15 protein-coding genes and 1 pseudogene are annotated in these 21,636 nt (G+C 34.1%); 9 read left to right on the top strand and 7 right to left on the bottom strand.

Annotation, left to right across the window (positions count from 1 at the left end; all coding sequences use genetic code 11):
• Positions 1-35: 35 nt before the first annotated feature.
• The 3 genes from truA to B9N71_RS10715 all read right to left on the bottom strand — a co-directional run bounded on the left by truA (position 36) and on the right by B9N71_RS10715 (position 3,162).
• Complete coding sequence (truA, locus tag B9N71_RS10725) at positions 36-827, bottom strand: tRNA pseudouridine(38-40) synthase TruA (protein WP_085165928.1); 792 nt, start codon at positions 825-827, stop codon at positions 36-38.
• Positions 814-1,833, bottom strand: a complete 1,020-nt coding sequence (locus B9N71_RS10720; protein WP_085165927.1) for an aspartate-semialdehyde dehydrogenase — start codon at positions 1,831-1,833, stop codon at positions 814-816. Before B9N71_RS10720 ends, truA begins: the two co-directional genes overlap by 14 nt.
• Before the next feature lie 318 nt (positions 1,834-2,151).
• On the bottom strand, positions 2,152-3,162 hold the full coding sequence (locus B9N71_RS10715; protein WP_065609457.1) for a hypothetical protein: 1,011 nt from the start codon (positions 3,160-3,162) through the stop codon (positions 2,152-2,154).
• 266 nt (positions 3,163-3,428) lie between these two features.
• Between B9N71_RS10715 and B9N71_RS10710 the strand changes: the two genes are divergently transcribed.
• Positions 3,429-4,475 carry a LacI family DNA-binding transcriptional regulator gene (locus B9N71_RS10710; RefSeq protein ID WP_085165926.1) on the top strand — a complete coding sequence of 349 codons (1,047 nt, stop codon included), beginning with the start codon at positions 3,429-3,431 and terminating at the stop codon, positions 4,473-4,475.
• Positions 4,476-5,019: 544 nt separating this feature from the next.
• Here B9N71_RS10710 and guaB read toward each other — a convergent pair.
• The 3 genes from guaB to ubiG form a co-directional block, all read right to left on the bottom strand.
• A complete protein-coding gene (gene guaB, locus B9N71_RS10705; RefSeq protein ID WP_085165925.1) occupies positions 5,020-6,486 on the bottom strand; it encodes an IMP dehydrogenase in 1,467 nt (488 codons plus the stop codon).
• A gap of 212 nt (positions 6,487-6,698) precedes the next feature.
• Entirely contained in the window at positions 6,699-8,039 is a 1,341-nt protein-coding gene (gene gntT, locus B9N71_RS10700; protein ID WP_363318996.1) for a gluconate transporter, read from the bottom strand.
• A gap of 94 nt (positions 8,040-8,133) precedes the next feature.
• Complete coding sequence (ubiG, locus tag B9N71_RS10695; RefSeq protein ID WP_085165923.1) at positions 8,134-8,844, bottom strand: bifunctional 2-polyprenyl-6-hydroxyphenol methylase/3-demethylubiquinol 3-O-methyltransferase UbiG; 711 nt, start codon at positions 8,842-8,844, stop codon at positions 8,134-8,136.
• A gap of 528 nt (positions 8,845-9,372) precedes the next feature.
• Between ubiG and B9N71_RS10690 the strand changes: the two genes are divergently transcribed.
• From B9N71_RS10690 to B9N71_RS10655, 8 genes are all read left to right on the top strand, one after another.
• Complete coding sequence (locus B9N71_RS10690) at positions 9,373-10,734, top strand: sodium-dependent transporter (protein WP_208610493.1); 1,362 nt, start codon at positions 9,373-9,375, stop codon at positions 10,732-10,734.
• A gap of 311 nt (positions 10,735-11,045) precedes the next feature.
• Positions 11,046-12,920 carry a molecular chaperone HtpG gene (gene htpG / locus B9N71_RS10685; RefSeq protein ID WP_085165922.1) on the top strand — a complete coding sequence of 625 codons (1,875 nt, stop codon included), beginning with the start codon at positions 11,046-11,048 and terminating at the stop codon, positions 12,918-12,920.
• Positions 12,921-13,092: 172 nt separating this feature from the next.
• Positions 13,093-13,935: a BglG family transcription antiterminator LicT gene (gene licT / locus B9N71_RS10680; RefSeq protein ID WP_085165921.1), complete on the top strand. Its 843-nt coding sequence runs from the start codon at positions 13,093-13,095 to the stop codon at positions 13,933-13,935.
• Positions 13,936-14,128: 193 nt separating this feature from the next.
• On the top strand, positions 14,129-16,045 hold the full coding sequence (locus B9N71_RS10675; protein ID WP_085165920.1) for a beta-glucoside-specific PTS transporter subunit IIABC: 1,917 nt from the start codon (positions 14,129-14,131) through the stop codon (positions 16,043-16,045).
• 3 nt (positions 16,046-16,048) lie between these two features.
• Positions 16,049-17,443, top strand: coding sequence for a glycoside hydrolase family 1 protein (locus B9N71_RS10670; protein ID WP_085165919.1), 1,395 nt, complete (start codon positions 16,049-16,051; stop codon positions 17,441-17,443).
• Between the two features lie 269 nt (positions 17,444-17,712).
• A complete protein-coding gene (locus B9N71_RS10665) occupies positions 17,713-19,044 on the top strand; it encodes an OprD family porin (RefSeq protein ID WP_085165918.1) in 1,332 nt (443 codons plus the stop codon).
• A 13-nt stretch (positions 19,045-19,057) separates the two neighbouring features.
• On the top strand, positions 19,058-19,822 hold the full coding sequence (locus B9N71_RS10660; RefSeq protein ID WP_085165933.1) for a histidine phosphatase family protein: 765 nt from the start codon (positions 19,058-19,060) through the stop codon (positions 19,820-19,822).
• Positions 19,823-19,964: 142 nt separating this feature from the next.
• Positions 19,965-20,504 carry a methylated-DNA--[protein]-cysteine S-methyltransferase gene (locus B9N71_RS10655; protein ID WP_065590706.1) on the top strand — a complete coding sequence of 180 codons (540 nt, stop codon included), beginning with the start codon at positions 19,965-19,967 and terminating at the stop codon, positions 20,502-20,504.
• 202 nt (positions 20,505-20,706) lie between these two features.
• Here B9N71_RS10655 and B9N71_RS10650 read toward each other — a convergent pair.
• Positions 20,707-21,636: pseudogene (locus tag B9N71_RS10650) on the bottom strand (hypothetical protein); the annotation flags it as partial.

Genomic DNA, 21,636 nt, shown 5'->3' with positions numbered 1-21,636 from the left:
TTAATTAACTTTTTATTGTTTGCTTATTATCCAACTTATTTTAAAAATAATGGGCCTAATGCTTGGGTTGGTATTTGATATTCTGATGGATAATCCACCTGAACTAAATATAATCCTTCAGGTTTTGCTGTTGCAGCAGCTTTCGTTCTATCTTTAGCCTGTAAAAGTTCACTAATCCATTCTGGATGTCGATTACCCGCACCAACTTCAAGTAAACTGCCCACAATGTTACGTACCATATGGTGAACAAACGCGTTAGCTTTAATATCAACAATAATAAATTCACCTTGTCGCCAAACTTCGATATGATGAATATTACGCCAAGGTGTTCTTGATTGGCACTGCGCTGCTCTAAAGGATGAAAAATCATTCTCACCTAATAAATACTGTGCAGCTTGATGCATTAAGGTTTCATCCAAAGGTAAATAATAATGCGATACTCCTTTAGCTAAAATTGCTGTCCGATAACGATGATTATAAATCACATAACGATAACGCCGAGCAGTCGCACTAAACCGCGCATGAAAACTATCATCAACTACTTGTGACCAACGCACCGCAATATTATCAGGTAAATGAGAATTCACTCCCATTGTCCAAGCACTAGCTGATCGCATGGCTTGGGTTTCAAAATGAATAACTTGACCAGTTGCGTGTACACCAGCATCTGTACGACCAGCACAAAAGACGTTTATTGGTGAATTAGCAATTGTCGATAGTGCGGATTCTAGTCTTTCTTGAATAGAATCAACATACTGCTGTCGTTGCCAGCCAAAGTAATTACTACCATCATATTCAATACCAAGGGCAATTTTATATATAGTCATTAATGAGGATCTCAAGTGTCTCAATTAACATTAATGCACCTAAATAACGAATATTATCAGCAACTGACCAAAATTGAATTTGTTCATAATGGCCGTAACTGTGTCTCAAATTAGCCAATTTAATAGTTAGCTGACCTTCAGACTCTATACTAACTTCGGTCACTGGAGTTGGCATATTATCGCTTTGCACTTCAACCCCAAACTCGCTAAAACGTGCCATATCTAACTCAATCGGTAAGCTACTTGATACATTAATAGCTTGTGACACCCCATAAAACACAGGCACAATCACTGACTCAATAGAGACAGGAAGTTCATAATTACTTAATATTTTACGAATTTGATTAACTTGTGACTTTTCACCTAATATTGAATCATCATGTTCGTGCGATACGGGTAATAAGTTAAATGCCAATTGCTTGTCAAATAACTGATTATCAACTGGCATACCATTTAATAAGCGAGCGCTCTGTCCAGCCAGCTCATCTACTCCTGGCTTACCATACAATGAGGCCGGAATAAAACTGGTGACATGTAAATTGGTTAATAACTCAATATCAGTTAAAGACGCAACACAACGCAATAATTGGCACACTGTGGCACTAGCTACAGCTATAATGTTTTCATTACGGTATTCAGTTAATACACTATTATTAACTTTAGGTACTACTAATGGAATATGATCCTGCTGAGCAAAATAGCCACTTGCATCAATCACTACACAACCTGATTCTGCCGCAATTTGTGCATATTTTTCACTTGTTTCATAACCAGCAACAAAAAAGGCAAAATGGCACTGGCTCCAATCCATTTGTGCACTATCGGTAACAGTTAAATTTTTACCAGCAAAACGAACAACTTCACCAGCACTATTGTCACTACCGACCAAATAGAGATTTTCAATTTTTAGACTATTGTCTTGTAAACTACGTTGTTGTAATAATTCAACTAGCGCAGAACCCACTTGCCCTGTCGCCCCCACAATAGCAATATTCCATGCAGACATATTTATAAACCCAAATAAAAAATTTAACGGTAATTATATCACTATATTGTCAAAGATAGCGGAAAAAGATATATAACAATAGCATTAGATGAATAGATTTTATTTGGCTGTGACTCTGAACATTAAAACGATAAGCCATCATTAAGATGGCTTGATACTGAGTTTTTGATAATACTCGAAAATGAATTTATCAGTTTACATTTTCACCGGTTATTTGACTATTCAACTAATAAGATGATTTTTTAGTTTTCACCAATAATTAATTCTCTTTTACTAATAAAATTTATTCTCGCTTATTATATTGATTTCCAAATAATACTAATTGGCTAACTCATCTTCCACGTGTTTGATCGCCTGTCGATATTGATCAATTAAGCAAGTCAAAACTTTGTCTAAATAAGGTTCAATATCACTTTCATAAATCGGCGCGGATGTAATTAAACACGTTGTATTTATATTTTGTTGTAATGACAACAATGAATCTTGCTGTTGTTTTTTATTATCAAATAATTTTATTTTTTCCTTTAGTTGATCTTGATAATAACGATAGACTCTAAAATCAAGACTATAATCAGAAAGGCCATTTTTAACTGATTGATTAAACAGTGCAATGGACTCTTCTAATGTTAAACCATATTCAACAGCGCCTTCGTGAGAATTAGTATTAAATTGATTAGGATAGATAATTTGATAAGATGCTTCTGGCATTTCAATTAGCATCTCTTTAAGCTCAAATTTCATATTACTAGCGTCAATATTATAATGCTTCCATAATGTAGGAAAAGTCCCAGACTCATCCTCAATAGGTTCTGCTTTTATTGTCAATAATGTGTAAATATCGCCACTTGGAGCAATATAGTAATGCTGATAGCCATTCCAAAGATTAGGATTATTAGAAAAAGAATTATTTGCTAAAAAAAGTTTATCTATTACCTGATTTTTGCTAATTAAAGATAACGTAATATCTCGCCCCAAATTAGGTAAATCGTCCTCATTTTTGATCTTAGGATTAATTGGGTTAATGCTCAATTTTAGTTGAAAATCATTACCATTATAGACAAAAGGATCATCATTAATCAATTTATCTAACTGTTTAAAATCAAATTTTAAATTATTCAACGGACAACGATTATCATATCTTAACTTGTCTTGCTTATTTAATTGATTATATTCATCTTCATTTTTTGTACAATCTTGCTTCAATTGCTGCATATTAACACTAATAAAAAAAGGATCACCACGATATTTAGGGTTGATATCAAGTAATTGACCATAAGCACAATAACTAAATGTAAACAAAATTGTACTAAGTAAAAATTTCTTTATCATATAAGGTTCCTTTTTCTTTCCTTATCTCATAAGGACTCAATTCTATCTTTTTTATTAATAATAAAACACAAATTTTTACCTGATTTTCTAGTAATCAACTTTTTTGTTTCAGTATTTTTTTGAGAACTCATATTTATCTAAGCTGATTTTAATATCTTTGATAAATATTTTGGAACACAGATCGACAAAACAAAATCTGAGCCCTTACAAATTAGCTTAATATCCGTAAAGTAATAAGCCACTTTAATCAAAATTTATTCGTTAATATGACAAAAATCACTCTATCGGATATTGCTACAAAAGCTAATATTTCAGTTGCTTCGGTTTCAAGAGTATTAAAAAAACCACATTTAACTTCTCCTCAAGCTCAACTACGCGTTTATCAAGCTATTGAAGAATTAAATATAGATACATCAAAAAATTTCAAACCCTTTCAATCAATACATAATAGTAGAAAAATATTAATTATTGATAATCAACTTTTTTCAAAAAGTTTAATCAATCTTGGTTTAGAACAAGCTTTGAAAAAAGAACAGTATCAACTATTTTATTTGCAGTTTCCTTATAATAATAGAAACGATATCCATCATATTATTCGTTATGTAGCCCAAAATGCATTTGACGGGATTATAATTATCAATGATGCTCCATATTTAAAAACACTGGTTTCTTATAAAGATACATTACCCCCCATTGTATTAGTTAATCACTTTTCGCTTGATTTTATTTGCGTTCACTTTGATCATTTATTGATCGGATATCAAATGACGAAATATTTAACTGAAAATTCTCATACCAAAGTTGCTATTTTACTTAATAATGACCAATTGATAAGTTCAGCACTTTTGCTACAAGGTTATAAACAAGCATTGCTACGTGCCAATATTGTTATTGAGCCTCGATATATTATTCAAGGTTGCTTTACTTATCAACATGCCAGATCAGCTATAAAAAAATTAATAAACGGAAGTAAATTGCCATCAGCAGTCATTTGTGCCGATAATTTTAGCTTAACCTATTTAGATGAAATTTATTATAAAGATCTACACAATCAATCTCCTGATAGCATGGTTTTAGGGGCGTTACATCAAGCCAATGAAAGTAAATCCAAACTAACTAAACCGCTCACTATCTCGTATTTTAGCGCTTCTAAAGAACTTAAATATAATGAATTAGATAATTTATGCAGAATTAATAAACCATTATTTAAAATGGGACAACAGTCTGCAACTTTACTATGTGATATTATTAAAGACACAACAAAGTCTATTAAACACAATAAAATAATCAATGTTGAATCGATGTTTTACTAATACGTGCACTATCTTTAAAAGATAGTCCCTATTTTGTTTTTGCTCGCTTTCATTGCAAATAATCATCGTACATTCTGATATTGCAGAGAGTAAAAATAATTCAGAAGTCCAGACCGTTTAGTTTTATTGAGATCTGATATCGCCTTAGCGCTTAGCAAATTGAAATAAGGAGGGTTATAAATAAGGCAAAGTGTAGCCGTAATCTTTTTCCCAGATAGTAAGCTTTTAAGTTGAATAGCCACTTATTAAATTTCACCCATTATCATTTACAGGACTTTACCCAATGTGAATAAATTAATATGAAATTTCAATATTCGAGTATTTTTAATATAAAATTCGGTGATTAAATTGCCTTTCACCTTTAATTAGCAAATACACAAAATTTAGAATTAACTCTAAAAACAAGATAATTTTTCCAAATAACCTTTATTTACTCCATTTAAGATATTAGATAGCAATTATTATGTTTGTTTAAATGTTCGCTTTATTGGTAAACGGCATTAAATCAGTACATAAAAAGAGGGAAGCATCCCTCTTCTTTTTTTTACGCTCCAGCTCTGTAATTTGGTGGTTCTTTGGTGATAAGTACATCGTGCACATGGCTTTCTTTCATTCCAGCACCAGTAATGCGATAGAATTTAGGTTTAGTTCTTAACTCATCAATTGTTGCGCAACCGGTCAATCCCATACAAGATCTTAATCCCCCCATTTGTTGATGAACTATTTCTTTTAGTAAACCTTTGTAGGCAATACGACCTTCTATACCCTCTGGCACAAGTTTATCAGCAGCATTGTCAGTTTGGAAATAACGGTCAGAAGATCCTTTTGTCATTGCACCAAGCGAACCCATTCCACGATATGATTTATATGCTCTGCCTTGGAATAGTTCAATTTCACCTGGCGCTTCTTCAGTACCTGCAAACATTGAGCCAACCATTACACAAGATGCACCTGCTGCAATAGCTTTAGCAATATCACCTGAATATCGAATTCCACCATCAGCAATAACAGGAATGTTGTGTTTTTGTGCAATTTCGACAGCATCCATTATGGCGCTAATTTGAGGTACGCCAACACCAGTTACAATGCGTGTTGTACAAATTGAGCCGGGGCCAATTCCTACTTTAACGGCGTTAACACCTGCATCAATTAAGGCTTTAGCTCCTTCTGCTGTGGCGATGTTACCGCCAATAATTTGTAAATCTGGATAGGACTTCCTTGCTTGGCGAATACGCTCAAGTACGCCTTCTGAATGGCCGTGCGATGAATCAATCAATAATACATCTACACCTGCTTCTACTAATGCTGCAATCCGCTCTTCATTACCAGCGGCTGCGCCAACAGCTGCTCCAACACGCAAACGACCTTGTTTGTCTTTACAAGCATTAGGTTTTTGTTCAGCTTTGTTATAATCTTTGACGGTAATCATACCTTTTAGGTGGAATCGACCATCAACAACAAGGACTTTTTCAACCCGGTATTCGTGCATTTTTTGCAGCACGATTTCACGTTGTTCACCTTCATTTACAGTCACTAAGCGTTCTTTCGGTGTCATCACCGCAGTAACAGGTAAAGAAAGATCCGTTGCAAATCGTACATCGCGTGCGGTGATAATGCCAACTAGTTCTTGAGTTTCAGTCACAACTGGAAACCCTGCAAAACCATACTCTTTAGCTAGTTCGATAACTTGCTTTATAGTTGCAGTTGGTAGAACTGATACAGGATCTTGTACTATGCCGCTTTCATGTTTCTTAACATGTTTTACATGATTGGCTTGATTTTCAATTGACATATTTTTATGAATAAACCCAATACCACCTTCTTGAGCAAGTGCAATAGCTAAATCAGATTCAGTTACAGTATCCATTGCGGCAGAAATCATTGGAATATTGAGCTTGATGGTTTGGGTTAATTGAGTACTAATATCAGCAGTGTTAGGTAATACAGTTGAGTGGGCTGGAACTAATAACACGTCGTCAAACGTGAGAGCTTCTTTGACTATACGGGACATGACAATATTCACCATTGAGTTAAATTGTTGATAAAATATTGCCGAGACATTCTACTTACTTTTAACTTAAAAGGCTAGGAAAATTTTATTCTATATTGAAATAAAAAAGTAAATAAAAATACAATAGAATTAAATATAAGTGAAGATACATTGAAAACACCTCACCAATTAAATAAAACTGGTGAGATAAAAAATCGGCTCTTAATGTTTTATTAAATAAACATATTAATAGCTAAGCATCCTACTAATCCACAAACAGAAATTGTAGTTTCTAATAGTGACCAAGATTTCATGGTTTCAGCAATACTTAAATTGAAATATTCTTTAAATAACCAAAATCCAGGATCATTAACGTGCGAAAATACAACACTTCCAGCTCCTGTTGCAATAACCATCAGTTCAGGACTTACTCCTGTTGAAGCAATAAGAGGGAACACAATGCCTCCTGCTGTCAACGCTGCAACAGTCGCAGAACCAAGCGCTAATCGAAGCAATGCCGCAATTAACCAAGCCATTACGATAGGTGAAATATTCGATGAATGCATCATTTGTTCAATGTAAACTTTTACACCACTATCAACAAGCACTTGTTTAAATGCTCCGCCTCCACCAATAATTAATAACATCATGGCAATAATTTTGATTGAATCAACTAGAGTAGTATTAACTTCAGCCATGGAGCGTCCACGTAAAAGGCCAAATGTAAATACCGCAACTAATACAGAAATCAAAGTTGCAATGACTGGATCACCTAAGAATTCTACATAAGGTAACACTGCATGTCCTTTATCTAAAGTCATATCGCAAACCGCACGAATTGACATTAAAATAACTGGAATTAAAGCGGTAAAAACACTGACTGCAAAGCTTGGCATTTGCTCATCAGTAAATTTTTTAGAATTATATAAGCCTTCTTCAATTGGATGATTAATTACGCGAATAAATGGTAATCTTGCTAATACAGGCCCAGCTAAAATTACCGTTGGGATACCGATGATAGTACCATAGAGTAAGGTTCGTCCCATATCTGCTTTAAAAATTTCAGCAATAGCTGTAGGACCAGGATGAGGAGGTAAAAAGCCATGGGTCACAGATAAAGCCGCAGCCATAGGAATACCAATATATAGTGGCGATATACGTAACGTGGCAGCAATAGTTAATACTAATGGTAATAACAGAACAAAGCCAACTTCATAGAAAAGTGCAAAACCAACAATAAAACCGGTAAGTGTAACCGCCCATTGGATTTTCTTGTCACCAAATGTTTCAATTAGCGTTGTTGCGATACGTTGGGCTCCACCACAATCGGCCAATAATTTTCCCAACATTGCTCCAAAGCCCATAATTAAGGCTAAACTACCAAGCGTACCTCCGACTCCATTTTTTATGGATTTCACCACATCCATAACTGGCATGCCTTCCATTACACCAACACTTAGCGCAACTAGAATTAGAGCAATAAAACCATTGACTCGAAGTGGTAACATTAAAATAAGTAGCAGTGCTACACCAATAGCAATTATTATTAACGGCATAAATAGGTCCTCTAAAATAAAATATCCCTTGTTATCGGTAACATGCTAAATTATAGAGAAATTTTAAAAAAATACAGGTGGAAATATCTAAAATGAGAATTTGATCACATTTTTAAAATGAATCTGATTTCTGTGCCATTAATATATAATTTATATCCACATTTGGACTTAATTTGAATTGATTTTTAAATAAAAGATATTCCATACCGATAATAGCCTCTACATCTAATTTTGCTTGCTCAACAAACGCCATTAACTCTGATGGGCGAATGAAGCGATTAAAGTCGTGCGTACCTTTGGGCACTAAGCGAGCAATATATTCTGCTCCATAAATCAATAACAATTTTGCTTTATGATTACGGTTAATAGTCGATAAAAATAGTTTACCTCCTGGTTTAAGCAATTTTGCACAGGCTTGTATGACAGAAAAAGGATCAGGTACATGTTCTAATAACTCCATACAAGTAATGACATCATACTTGGCAGGATGTTGTTGTGCATGTTTTTCAACCGTTTGCTTTTGATAATCGATCGTAAGGCCATTTTGTTCGGCATGAATTTTGGCAACGGTAAGCGATTCATCAGCAAGATCAATGGCGGTAACATTTGCCTCTAATTTGGCTAGGCTTTCAGATAATATCCCTCCCCCACAGCCAACATCAAGCACAAGTTTGTTGGTTAGTGATCCACATTTTTGTTTTATATAATCCACACGCAGTGGATTGATAATGTGTAACGGTTTGCATTTACCATTTGGGTTCCACCAATCGGCAGCAAGTCGTGAAAATTTGTCAATTTCATTTTGGTCGATGTTTTGTGACATAGTAGCTCTTTGATATCAGTAAAATCTAAAATTAACTATATGCTATGTTCTTGTGATTATCAATAAATCGGCCTAATTAAACTTGTTTATCAAAAAAATAACATATTAAACACTGCGTTTACTTTATAATTTATCCTACAAAAAGATTATTACGTCAATTAATAAGACAGTGAGAAGGTATCGTTCTTAAATGAATTTATTTAGTTCAAAACATATCATAATTTTTAACAAATATAATTGATTTTGCCTTTAATTGGCGATGTTGTAATTTTTTATTGTAGATTTCTTCTTTTTGAGTGTTTTAAAAATGTTTAATATGACATATTGATTAGTATAATCGTTATTAAAAATAAATATGATACATTCCTATCGATACTCGCTAAAAATTTATACGGATATAACCAATAACTTGCATAATATCTTGTTTATAGAAGTATTTCATGGCATGATTAAAATTTCATTTATAAAATGACACACTTTTTTCACAACGCTAAATTAAACTAATTAAGATTAAAGGAAACAATATTAATGAGTACGGGTACTATGAAAAAAAGTCACTCACAGTGGAGTTCGCGCATGGGATTTATGCTTGCCGCGGCTGGTTCTGCTGTTGGGTTAGGTAATATTTGGAAATTCCCTTATATGGCTGGTGAAATGGGTGGCTCTGCGTTTGTGCTTACCTATTTACTATTTATGTTTGTTATTGGCTTGCCAATTTTAGTTTTAGAATGGTTAATTGGGCGTCGAGGGCAAAAAAATCCAATTCATACAATGGAAGATGTAGCTGTTTCAGAAGGCCGTTCAAAATCTTGGCGCTGGGTCGGTATTATTGGTGTAGTAGGTTCTTTTTTAATCCTATCATTTTATAGCGTTATTGGCGGTTGGGCGACCGATTATATTTTTATAGCAGCTAAAGGCTCATTTGAAGGAGCAAATGGTGCAATTACTCAGCAAATTTTTGATGATTTCCGTGGTAACGTAAGCCATTTATTAACTTGGCATACCATATTTATGGCCATCACTGCACTTATCGTTGCGTTAGGTGTTGGTGCTGGTTTAGAGCGTGCTTGCAAGCTGATGATGCCAGGATTAGGTATTTTATTATTAATTCTTGTTGGCTATGCGGCCTATGCTAGCGGTCCATCTTTTGGTGTTGCATGTGAGTTTTTATTTTCACCTAATTGGTCAGCGTTAAATGGCAAGGCTATTTTAGCGGCATTAGGTCATGCATTTTTTAGTTTATCGTTAGGTATGGGTATTATGATGGCATACGGTTCATACCTAGGACAAGACGTCAACTTATTGTCAACCGCGCGTACAGTTGTGATATTAGACGTTATTGTTGCCGTATTATCTGGTCTAGCTATTTTCCCTTTAGTTTTTGCTAACGGTTTACCTCCAGCAGTAGGAGAAGGCCTTATTTTCGTTACGCTACCAATTGCATTTGGTAACATGGCTGGGGGTGCGATTTTAGGTATATTGTTCTTTGTATTCCTAACTTTTGCAGCATTAACGTCTTCTATTTCATTACTTGAACCAACCGTTGAATTATTAGAAGAAAAAACTCCACTAGGCAGAAAAGCAGCAACCATTACAAGTAGTATCGTCATTTGGGCTTTGGGTATTGCTTGTTTGTTATCCTTTAACTTATGGTCAGATGTTAAACTCTTTGATAAACACATTTTTAATTTATTAGACTATTTAACAAGTAAAATCATGTTACCTGTGACTGGTTTAGGTACTGTGATATTTGGTGCTTGGATGATGAACCAAAAACGCATCCGCGAAGAATTAAATTTAAATAATTTCTGGTTTAGCATTTGGACTGTTTTATCACGATTCGTTATTCCAGCTGCTGTTATTTTAATTCTTGTTTATGGATTTATGTAATTTTTATTAATTTAAAATAACCTTTAATTAAAAAGCCTTAATCCCTTCAAGGCTTTTTTTTTGCTCTCTTTTTGCATTTTTAACAAAAAATAACCAAACAATGAATAAATGTCTTAACCTCTATTGAAATCTGCTTTTTTACTCCCATATAGCAATACATCAATAAATCAAACCATTATGTTAATTTTATTCGGTTAATCTAACTGGCAATGCACTATTAAATGAGCAAAATGATAAAAGTTAGTTAATAACAAATCATTTTCGTCATTAGAATTAATTGAAATGACTAAATATAATAGAGGAACTAGTCAATGAGTAAGCATGGCACTGAAACTCGTGGATTTCAATCCGAAGTTAAACAAATTCTACATTTAATGATTCACTCTTTATACTCAAATAAAGAGATTTTTTTAAGGGAACTTATTTCAAACGCATCCGACGCAGCCGACAAACTTCGATTTAAAGCGTTAGAAAATCCAGATCTATATGCTGGCGATGGTGAACTTGGTGTGCGCATTTCAACTAATAAAGAAACAGGCACTTTGACTATTACCGATAATGGTATTGGTATGACTCGTGATGAAGTGATTGAAAACTTAGGTACCATTGCTAAATCAGGTACCAAAGCATTTTTAGAGTCCATTGGTAGCGATCAAGCCAAAGATAGCCAATTAATTGGTCAGTTTGGTGTAGGTTTTTATTCTGCTTTTATCGTTGCCGATAAAGTCACTGTTAGAACGCGCGCAGCCACCGCAAAAGCTGACGAAGCAGTTATGTGGGAGTCAACAGGGGAAGGTGAATATACTATATCTGATGATAATAAAGAAACCCGTGGTACAGAAATTACTTTACACTTAAAAGAAGATGAAAAAGAGTTTTTAGACGATTGGCGTTTACGCTCTATTATCAGCAAATATTCTGATCACATTTCACTTCCTGTTGAAGTACAAACTACTGATGAAGAAAGCAAAGAAGTCAAATGGGAAAAAGTTAACAAAGCACAAGCTCTTTGGACTCGTAGTAAATCAGAAGTGACTGACGAGGAATATAAAGAGTTTTATAAACATTTATCACACGACTTTGCCGATCCATTAAGTTGGAGTCATAACCGTGTTGAAGGTAAACAAGAATATACTAGCTTACTTTATATTCCAGCAAAAGCGCCTTGGGATATGTGGAATCGTGATAATAAACACGGCTTAAAACTGTATGTACAACGTGTATTTATTATGGATGATGCTGAACAATTTATGCCTAACTATTTACGTTTTGTAAAAGGCTTAATTGATTCAAATGATTTGCCATTAAATGTATCGCGCGAAATTTTGCAAGATAACAAAATCACACAAAACTTACGTAATGCATGTACTAAGCGTGTGTTACAAATGCTTGAAAAACTTGCTAAAGACGATAAAGAACAGTATCAACAATTCTGGAATGAATTTGGTTTAGTATTAAAAGAAGGTACTGGTGAAGACTTTGCCAACCGTGAAGCAATTGCAAAATTACTTCGTTTTGCGTCAACTCATAGCGATAGCGATGCGCAAACAATATCACTAGAAGATTACATTAGCCGAATGCAAGAAGGTCAAGAAAAGATCTACTATATTACCGCTGATAGCTATGGTGCGGCAAAAAATAGTCCTCATCTTGAGCTATTCCGTAAAAAAGGTATTGAAGTATTGTTATTGTCCGATCGTATTGATGAATGGATGATGAGTAACTTAACTGAATTTGATGGCAAACAGTTCCAATCTATCAGTAAATCAGACGAATCAATCGAAAAATTAGCTGATCAAGATAGTGAACAGCAAAAGCAAGTTGAAAAAGAACTTGAGCCATTTATTGAACGAGTTAAAACTGCATTAGGCGATAAAGTGAAAGAAGTAAAATTAACGCATCGCTTAACTGATACACCTGCGATTGTTACCACTGCTGCCGACGAAATGAGCACACAAATGGCTAAATTGTTTGCAGCAGCAGGTCAAAAAGCACCAGAAATCAAATACACGTTTGAAATCAACCCAGATCATAAGCTGGTTAAACGTATTGCTGATACGCAAGATGAAAGCGCATTTAACGATTGGGTAGAACTACTACTAGATCAGGCTTTACTTGCTGAAAAAGGTTCACTTAGCGATCCAAGTAAATTTATTCAAACAATGAATAAATTATTAGCACAATAATAAAATAATAGACTAATCAGCCTCGATACATTAACCCTATCGGGGCTTTTTTATAGTAAAAGAAAAACAATATTTTTTAAAATATGATATTTATCACATTTCTTTATATTTTTGCTTCCGATTTTTCTATGACTATTCATAATAAATAGACATATATAATTAATCATACCCAATGAAAGTTTATAAAATATTAAACAACAATGTTATTGTTACACTTGATGCTAAAGGTAATGAATTAATTGTTACTGGTCGTGGAATTGGATTTAAAAAACGTGAAGGTGACTTAATTGATACAAGTCTCATAGAGAAGCAGTTTTCACTCGATAATAAAGAAACATACCCTAAATTTGAAGAATTGCTTTCAAAGATTCCTTTTGAAGTGTTAACCACATCTGAAATTATTATTAATCATGCAAAACAATGCATAGATGGCAAATTACAAGACAGCATTTATATTTCGCTGACCGACCATATCCATTTTGCTATTGAGCGCCATAAACAAGGTTTTGATATTCCTAATGGATTTCTATGGGAAATCAAAAAGTTTTACCCTAAAGAGTTTCAAATCGGTTTGTATGCCTTATCAATAATAAAAGAACGATTATCAATTGAATTACCAGAAGACGAAGCTGGTTTTATTACTTTTCATATTATCAATGCGCAATTAAATGACACAATGCCCAATATTGTTAATATGACTAAAATCATGCACGAAATTCTTAATATAGTGAAATATCACTTTAACTTTGAATATGACGAAAATTGCCTATCTTATCAACGTTTTGTTACTCATTTAAAATTTTTTGCTCACCGTATTTTAAGCCACAGCAAGCAAACACAACAAGATAATTCTTTGTATGAATTAGTACGACAAAAATACGAACTAGCCTATCTTTGTACTAAACAGATAGATTTACATTTAATACAACAATATCAACATCCACTTTCTGATGATGAAAGCTTGTATTTAACCATTCATATTGAAAGGCTACGCACTGAACTTAAAAAAATATAATGTGAAGTGAATCACAATTTGATAATTATTATTACATAAGTCTTACCTATTTTTTAAAATTTATGCTAGTTTAAATCAATCATCAATTGGATTGTTATTGCAAAGTTAAATCTATTTTACTTTGTAAGCAAAACCTAGAACCCTAACTTATTGGGGGGCTAGGTTTTTTTTTATTCAAAAATAAGGATAAGGTATGAAAAACAAAGAACTTGCCGAATCAATAATTCAACATGTTGGCGGGAAGAACAATATCATCAGCCTAGTACACTGCGCAACCCGTTTACGATTTGCACTAAAAGATGAAACTAAAGCAAATGCCGAAATTTTAAAAAAACGAAAAGGCATAATAACCGTTGTACAAAATAGTGGGCAATTTCAAGTTGTAATTGGCAATAATGTTGCTGATGTTTATAGTGACATTATGCAGTTAACTAATTTAGATCAAACAACCAACACAGATACACAACCAAATAAAAAATCGGGCATATTATCAAAACTGATCGACTTAGTATCAAATATTTTTATTCCTGTATTAGTCGTTATGGTAGCAGGCGGTATTTTAAAAGGAATACTTGCGCTATTACTAACAATGGATGTCGTTCAGCGCTACACCTCAACTTTTAATTTTTTAGACGCTATATCCGACGCCCCACTCTATTACTTACCTATGATTTTAGGCTTTTCTGCCGTTAAAAAATTTGGTGGTAACCCTTATATGGGACTAGCAATTGGCGGATCGTTGCTTCACCCTAGTGTTAGTAACATGATACCGCAAGGTAAGTTTTTACTAGAAACGCATTTATTTGGTATTCCAATTGACTTAATTCCTTATGCTTCATCTGTATTTCCAATCATTTTAGCAGCGTGGTTTTATTCGTTACTAGAACGAAACTTTAATAAAATCATGCATGATTCTTTTAAAAAATTTATTGCACCATTACTTAGCTTTGTTATTACAGTACCATTAACCTTTGCACTTATTGGCCCAGCAGTAACTTATGGTAGCGGTTATATAGCAAGTGGAATTGAATATCTATATGCACTTAATCCAGTTATTGCATCAATGATTTTAGCGCCACTTTGGCAGGTTCTGGTAATTTTTGGCATTCATTGGGGACTTGTTCCGCTTTGCTTAAACAATGTAGCAACAAATCATGAAGATTTTTTATTACCTATATTATTTCCTGCGGTATTTGCACAAGTTGGAGCTGTATTTGCTGTTATGCTCAGAGCAAAAGATCCACAATTTAAAGCATTAGCAAGCTCTTCTGTACTGTCTGGTATTTTTGGCGTAACTGAACCCGCTATTTACGGTATAAACTTACCCCTAAAAAGACCATTTATTATTGGTTGTTTATCGGCAATTATTGGCGGTGCGATTATTGGTTGCTACCATAGTGTGATTTATTCTTTCAGTTTTATTAATGTCTTCTCTTTTTTACAATTAATATCCCCAGAACACGGTATTGACGATAAATTTTATGCAGTTGTTTTTGCTTGTGTTATCTCATTTATTATTGCCTTAATTGCGACTTATTTGTTTGGTATATCAAAAGATAAAATCAGCATGATATCACCAAACGATATTCAGGAGGATCAAGCAAATAGCCAAGGCAACAACAACCAAACAAATATCAATAATGATGACATCACTATTTTTAGTCCAATGACAGGAAAGGTCACACCACTAAGCGAGGTTAATGACCCAACATTTGCCAGTGAATTAATGGGTAAAGGTATTGCAATCATTCCAACTGTTGGTCAAGCTGTTGCACCTGATAATGGTGAAGTTGTGTCATTATTTCGAACTAAACACGCAATTGGCTTTCAAACCGAATCTGGAGCTGAAATATTAATTCATATCGGTATTGATACCGTTAAATTAGATGGTCAACATTTTGAAGCTCACGTAGAAGCTGGTAGCAAAGTAAAAAAAGGTGATTTGCTAGTCAGTTTTGATATAGAGGCAATTAAGCAAGCTGGTTTTGAAGTTACCACACCAATTATCATTACTAATAGTGATAGTTATCAAGATATACAATGTATCTTTGAACAAGATAATATTCAAAGCGGAGAGGCTTTATTAGCGTTATCCCAAAATAAGGAGTAAAACATGTCAACAAAATTTCCTAATGATTTTCTTTGGGGCGGTGCCATTGCCGCTAATCAAGTTGAAGGGGCTTACCGTGAAGGAGGCAAAGGTTTATCTACATCAGATTGTACGCCAAATGGTTTATTTGGTGACATCATCAATCGCAATGAAACTGATATTGCTAGTATTAAAGACAAAGCTATCGATTTTTATCATCGCTATCCTGAAGATATTGCTCTATTTGCTGAAATGGGTTTCACTTGTCTACGCACATCAATTGCTTGGACACGCATATTTCCTAATGGCGATGAAGAACAACCAAATGAGGCTGGTTTAGCCTTTTATGACAAATTATTTGATGAAATGGCAAAACACAACATAAAACCACTAGTCACTTTATCACATTATGAAATGCCCTATTATCTTGTTACCCAATATGGTGGATGGGAAAATCGTAAAGTCATTGAATTTTTCACTCGTTACGCTAAAACTGTTTTTGAACGCTATAAAAATAAGGTTAAATATTGGCTTACCTTCAATGAAATCAACATGTCATTACATGAACCTTTCACTGGTGTTGGTTTGGACAGAAACAGCACCAAACAGCAAATCTACCAAGCAATTCATCATCAATTAGTTGCCAGTGGTCGAGCGGTTAAACTCTGTCATCAAATCATTCCAGATGCAAAAATTGGTAACATGTTATTAGGTGCTGTGGCTTACCCTCTTACGCCAAAACCTGAAGATGTTTGGGAAACTCATCAAGAAAATCATGGTTGGTTATTTTTTGGGGATGTTCAGGTGCGTGGTTATTATCCAACCTATATGGATCGCTTCTTTAAAGAAAATCATATTAAGCTTGATATTACTGAACAAGATAAACAAGATCTTAAAGAAACAGTCGATTTTATTTCATTTAGTTATTACATGAGTTGCTGTGCAACAGATGATGAGTCACAAAAAACCAAAGGTAATATTTTAGATATGGTACCTAACCCTTATCTTAAAGCATCCGAATGGGGATGGCAGATCGATCCAATTGGGATTCGTTATCTTCTTAATTTACTTTATGAGCGTTATCAAAAACCGTTATTTATTGTCGAAAATGGCTTAGGTGCTAAAGATAAATTAGAAGCAGACAATACAATTAATGATGATTATCGGATTAATTATATGAATGATCATTTAGTACAAATCCGAGAAGCCATTAATGATGGTGTTGAAGTCATGGGATACACCAGTTGGGGACCAATAGATCTTATCAGTGCATCCAAAGCCGAAGTCACTAAACGCTATGGATTTATTTATGTAGATCTAAATCAAGATGGCACTGGCACACTAAATCGTTATAAAAAGAAAAGCTTCTACTGGTATCAATCTGTGATTTCCTCAAAAGGTGAAAATTTGAAAGCATAAGATAATCTGGGAGGATTGACGCTACTCATCCCCCCCTATTATTTTTTTATAAACATGTGACAAGGTAAATAGCTAATTGAATGGAGATATAAATTATTTAAATTAATCATATTACTATAAAAAACATATATACATAAAAATAAAACAAAACTTTAAATTATTGGATTGTTACTGCTTTTTGGCAGGCAAAACCTAAATATTAATTAGAGAATTATTCTCTGATTTGGTATTTAGGTTTTTTAATATAAAAACGATTAGGAAAAAGAACAATGAAAATAAAATATCTCACAATAATGCTATTAGGGATATCAAGTTATTCTATGCTAGCAAATGCAACAGCCCACAACAACTCAATTCTCGATGATACATTTTTTAAAGACACCAAATTTGTATTTTCTACTCGAAACTATTGGAAATATTTAAAAGAAAATGCATCCCAACCTAAAGAGGTACACAGCGCTTGGGGGCAAGCATTTAGCTTTGATTATAAATCAGGTTATTTATTTGACATGATTGGTTTTGATGTCACCTATGATAACATAATAAGATTAGGTGCTAGTGATTACTTTGCGACCCGTAACCTACTTTATAACGATGGTAAAGGCTATAACAAACATAACGCTCACGGATTTAATAAATTTACCCAACGTTATGCCAAAATAAAATTAGGTAATGATGCTATTAACTTTAATGGGAAAGCTGGTTGGCATAGCATGAAGGATTTAGGTATCATAAGTTCAACCCAACATCTTACCCGCAATAGTTATCTTGGTTATAGCGGAATTCTAAAATATGATAACTTTTATTTTTCATTGGCTTATATTGATAGCACCCTACCCCGCGAATCCGCTAAAAAATTACGTTTTTTAACGGCCGATCGTAAAAAAATCATTAATAATATTTCAACAGCTGAAATCGCTTATAAAGATAAAGATCTTACTTTAGATTATTCTTATGGTGTTGCTAAAGATTATTTAAGACGCCATGTCATTGAATTATCGTATAAACCAATACAAAAATTAATCTTAGGCGGACAATTCTACGGAAGTTATTCTCTTGACAATTATGATGCCATGAAACAAAACAAAAAAGAGTTTGAAGATCACGCATGGCACTATGCAACCGATGTCGAATGGAAAGAAGAAGACTGGAGTATTAAAGTCGGTTTAGCCTATACAGACGCTAACAAACATAACGCTATCGGATATTATAATCGACATTTAGGTAAAAATACTCGTGCTCGCTTTAACGGTCTTGCCGCTGCTGGCTCAGATTATTTACGTGATGGTGAACTGGTACTAACAACAGTAATGAGTTATGATTTTGTTAAAGATAATAGCACTGGTCTATATATGAATTATGGACAATTTAACTACAAACATAATACATTAAAAAATGGCGAAATTAACGTTTTTGATATATGGAAACCAACTAGTGGTGCTTTTAAAAATTTTTCTATTCTATCGAAGGTTGGATATGGTTGGTCTTATAAAACTGTCAGTGCTTCAGACCTTACACCTAAACTTAGACATGGAAAATACCAACGTTCACCTTCACTTTCGGCGGAAACAGTAATTGATTACCGATTTAATTTATTATAAAGAGGACAAAACAATGAAAAAATTTATTATATTAATTAGTGCATTAATTATTTCAATAACAACCTTATCACAAGCTTTTGCTGATGATGTTTATCTCTATGTCACTCGCCATGGTAAAACTATGTTTAATAACGTACACCGTGCACAAGGATGGTCTGATACACCGCTAACAAAACCAGGTGTCGAGGTGGCTGAACAACTAGGACGAGGGTTGAAAGATGTCAAATTTATTTCAGTCTATTCAAGTGATTTAGGTAGAGCACGACAAACTGCTCGCATTGTTTTAGAAGCTAAAGGCGATAAAATTCAAATTAATGAAATGGAAGGCTTACGTGAACAGTGTTTTGGCGATTATGAAGGAGATTTTGATCCGAACATGTGGACACCAGCTGCACAGCATTTAGGTTATGCATCAGATAAAGAGCTAATGGCGGATATGGCTCAAGGCAAGGTTTCCCTAAAAACAATGATGGATGCAATCGCCGCAGTTGAGAAATCAGGCGAAGCCGAAGACTACAATAAAGTAAAAAATCGTATGCAAGCATCATTAAAAGCCATAGCTGAATCAGCCAAATCACAAGGTGGTGGCAACGTACTTGTAGTATCTCACGGTTTAGCAATTATGGCTATGGTTCAAGAGTGGCAAGATAAACCAATTACAGCTGGATTAGGTAACGCAAGTGTTACTAAAATTCGTTACACCGACGATGGTAAATTTATTGTTGAAAGCCTTGGAGATATGAGCTACGTCGAAAAAGGCAAAAATCAAGCAAAATAACTTCAAAATATATGGCTCACCAATGAGCCATATTCCACATTTACTATTAGCTCATAATATTAATCGATAAATTTGTAGTATTTATCGCCATAAACAAGCATAATTTAATAGTGTATTTATTAAATGTTACTAAAAGGCCAATATGTTTTATTTATGCAATTATTCATCTCCAGTGGGACTAATAACCCTAGCCAGTCAACAAAATAAGCTCGTTGGGGCTTGGATTGAAGGTGAAAAATATTTTGGTCACACACTCAATACACGAACAGAAGAAAAATCTAATTTACCCATTTTTAACTCAACAAAAAAATGGCTTGACGATTATTTTTCAGGAAAAAGACCGAATCCATACCAATTAGAGCTTGCGCCAAATGGCACGCCTTTTCGAAGCTTAGTATGGGAAATTTTATGCAAAATTCCATATGGTCAGGTCATTACTTACGGCGATATCGCAAAACAGATCGCCATTAAAACAAACAAAGCAAACATGTCTAGCCAAGCCGTAGGCGGGGCTGTTGGTCATAATCCCATATCAATCATTATTCCTTGCCACCGAGTTATCGGCGCAAACGGTAATTTAACAGGTTATGCTGGTGGAATAGATAAAAAAATAAAGTTATTAGAAATAGAAGATGTTTATATCAAAGATTTTTTCATTCCAACTAAAGGAACTGCACTTTAAATTGTAGTTACATTGTTTTTCATTCTAAATTTTTAACTGATGGAATAACGATAAAGCACTACTCCACCAGTTAAAAATTGAGTTAATGAATAATATATTCCATCAACTAAAAAATGTTTTAATTTTAGTATTATAAATACGGTTTTATTACACAAATAAAGCAATACTCTCAACTTTATAAAGAAAAAAGTTACACAATAAATTACCCCTTACATGCAACATAGTTATTCCAAGAGTCATTTCCCGTGCCTATATGCCCAGAATCAGAATATACATGATATTGTTTAGAAGAAGATTCTCGATCTCGTGTCCAATAAACACCGCCACGCCACTGAGAATCAGGATAAGATCTTTGATTGATAAATCCCCACTCACTAAATAATGAACCATCAATTGCTCGTGTAAAAATCCCTCCCCAGAAAATAGCAGGATCGATCTCTATAGTGGTAGTGGGAGCATTTGTTAACTCATTAACGCTTAGAAGCTTATTAATACCACCACATCGTTGCCATCCACTTGCTCTATCTCCTTTAAAATCGCCTTGAGGTTTTGCCCAAACTGAAATTGGTGTAAAACTATACTCATGCATAACAGATGCATCTCTTTTTAACACAGCCCTTATAGTGACAGTTCCTGATGGTTTACTTATTAATTTAACCATACCATTCTTATCAACAACAACCCCATCACCAGGGTTGTTAATTAATTGATAATCGTAATCCGTTTGTGCACCAGTCATCACTAACTGAAATTTAGCCCCAGGAAAGCCTGTTGTAGGAAATGTTTTTGACGATACGACTGGTTTAATCCTAAAACCATAATTTGGTACATAATCTTGAGTATAACCTCCACCACCTTTTGATCGTGTTCGCCCATCTGGCGAATTCCAATACATTCGATAATTCAAATCTGGATTATCACCAGGCTTACCCCATTGATATTCAGGATAAATAATTATGCTATTTGGTTTGGCATAACATAGTTCTGATTTTGGTGCGATTTGGTAGGTTTTGGCTAAGGTAATCTGTTTACTTTCATTTGGAATACCATATTGCGAATACGCTTTTACTTTTGTTTCAAGTATCAATTTTAATGGCATTGAAAAGCCACTGCCACAACCTATCATTTTTTT

Origin of the sequence: Gilliamella bombi (assembly GCF_900103255.1) — a bacterium.
GTDB classification, from domain to species: domain Bacteria; phylum Pseudomonadota; class Gammaproteobacteria; order Enterobacterales; family Orbaceae; genus Gilliamella; species Gilliamella bombi.
Note: the sequence above shows the minus strand (reverse complement) of the source record. Positions and strands in the feature narration are given on the sequence as shown.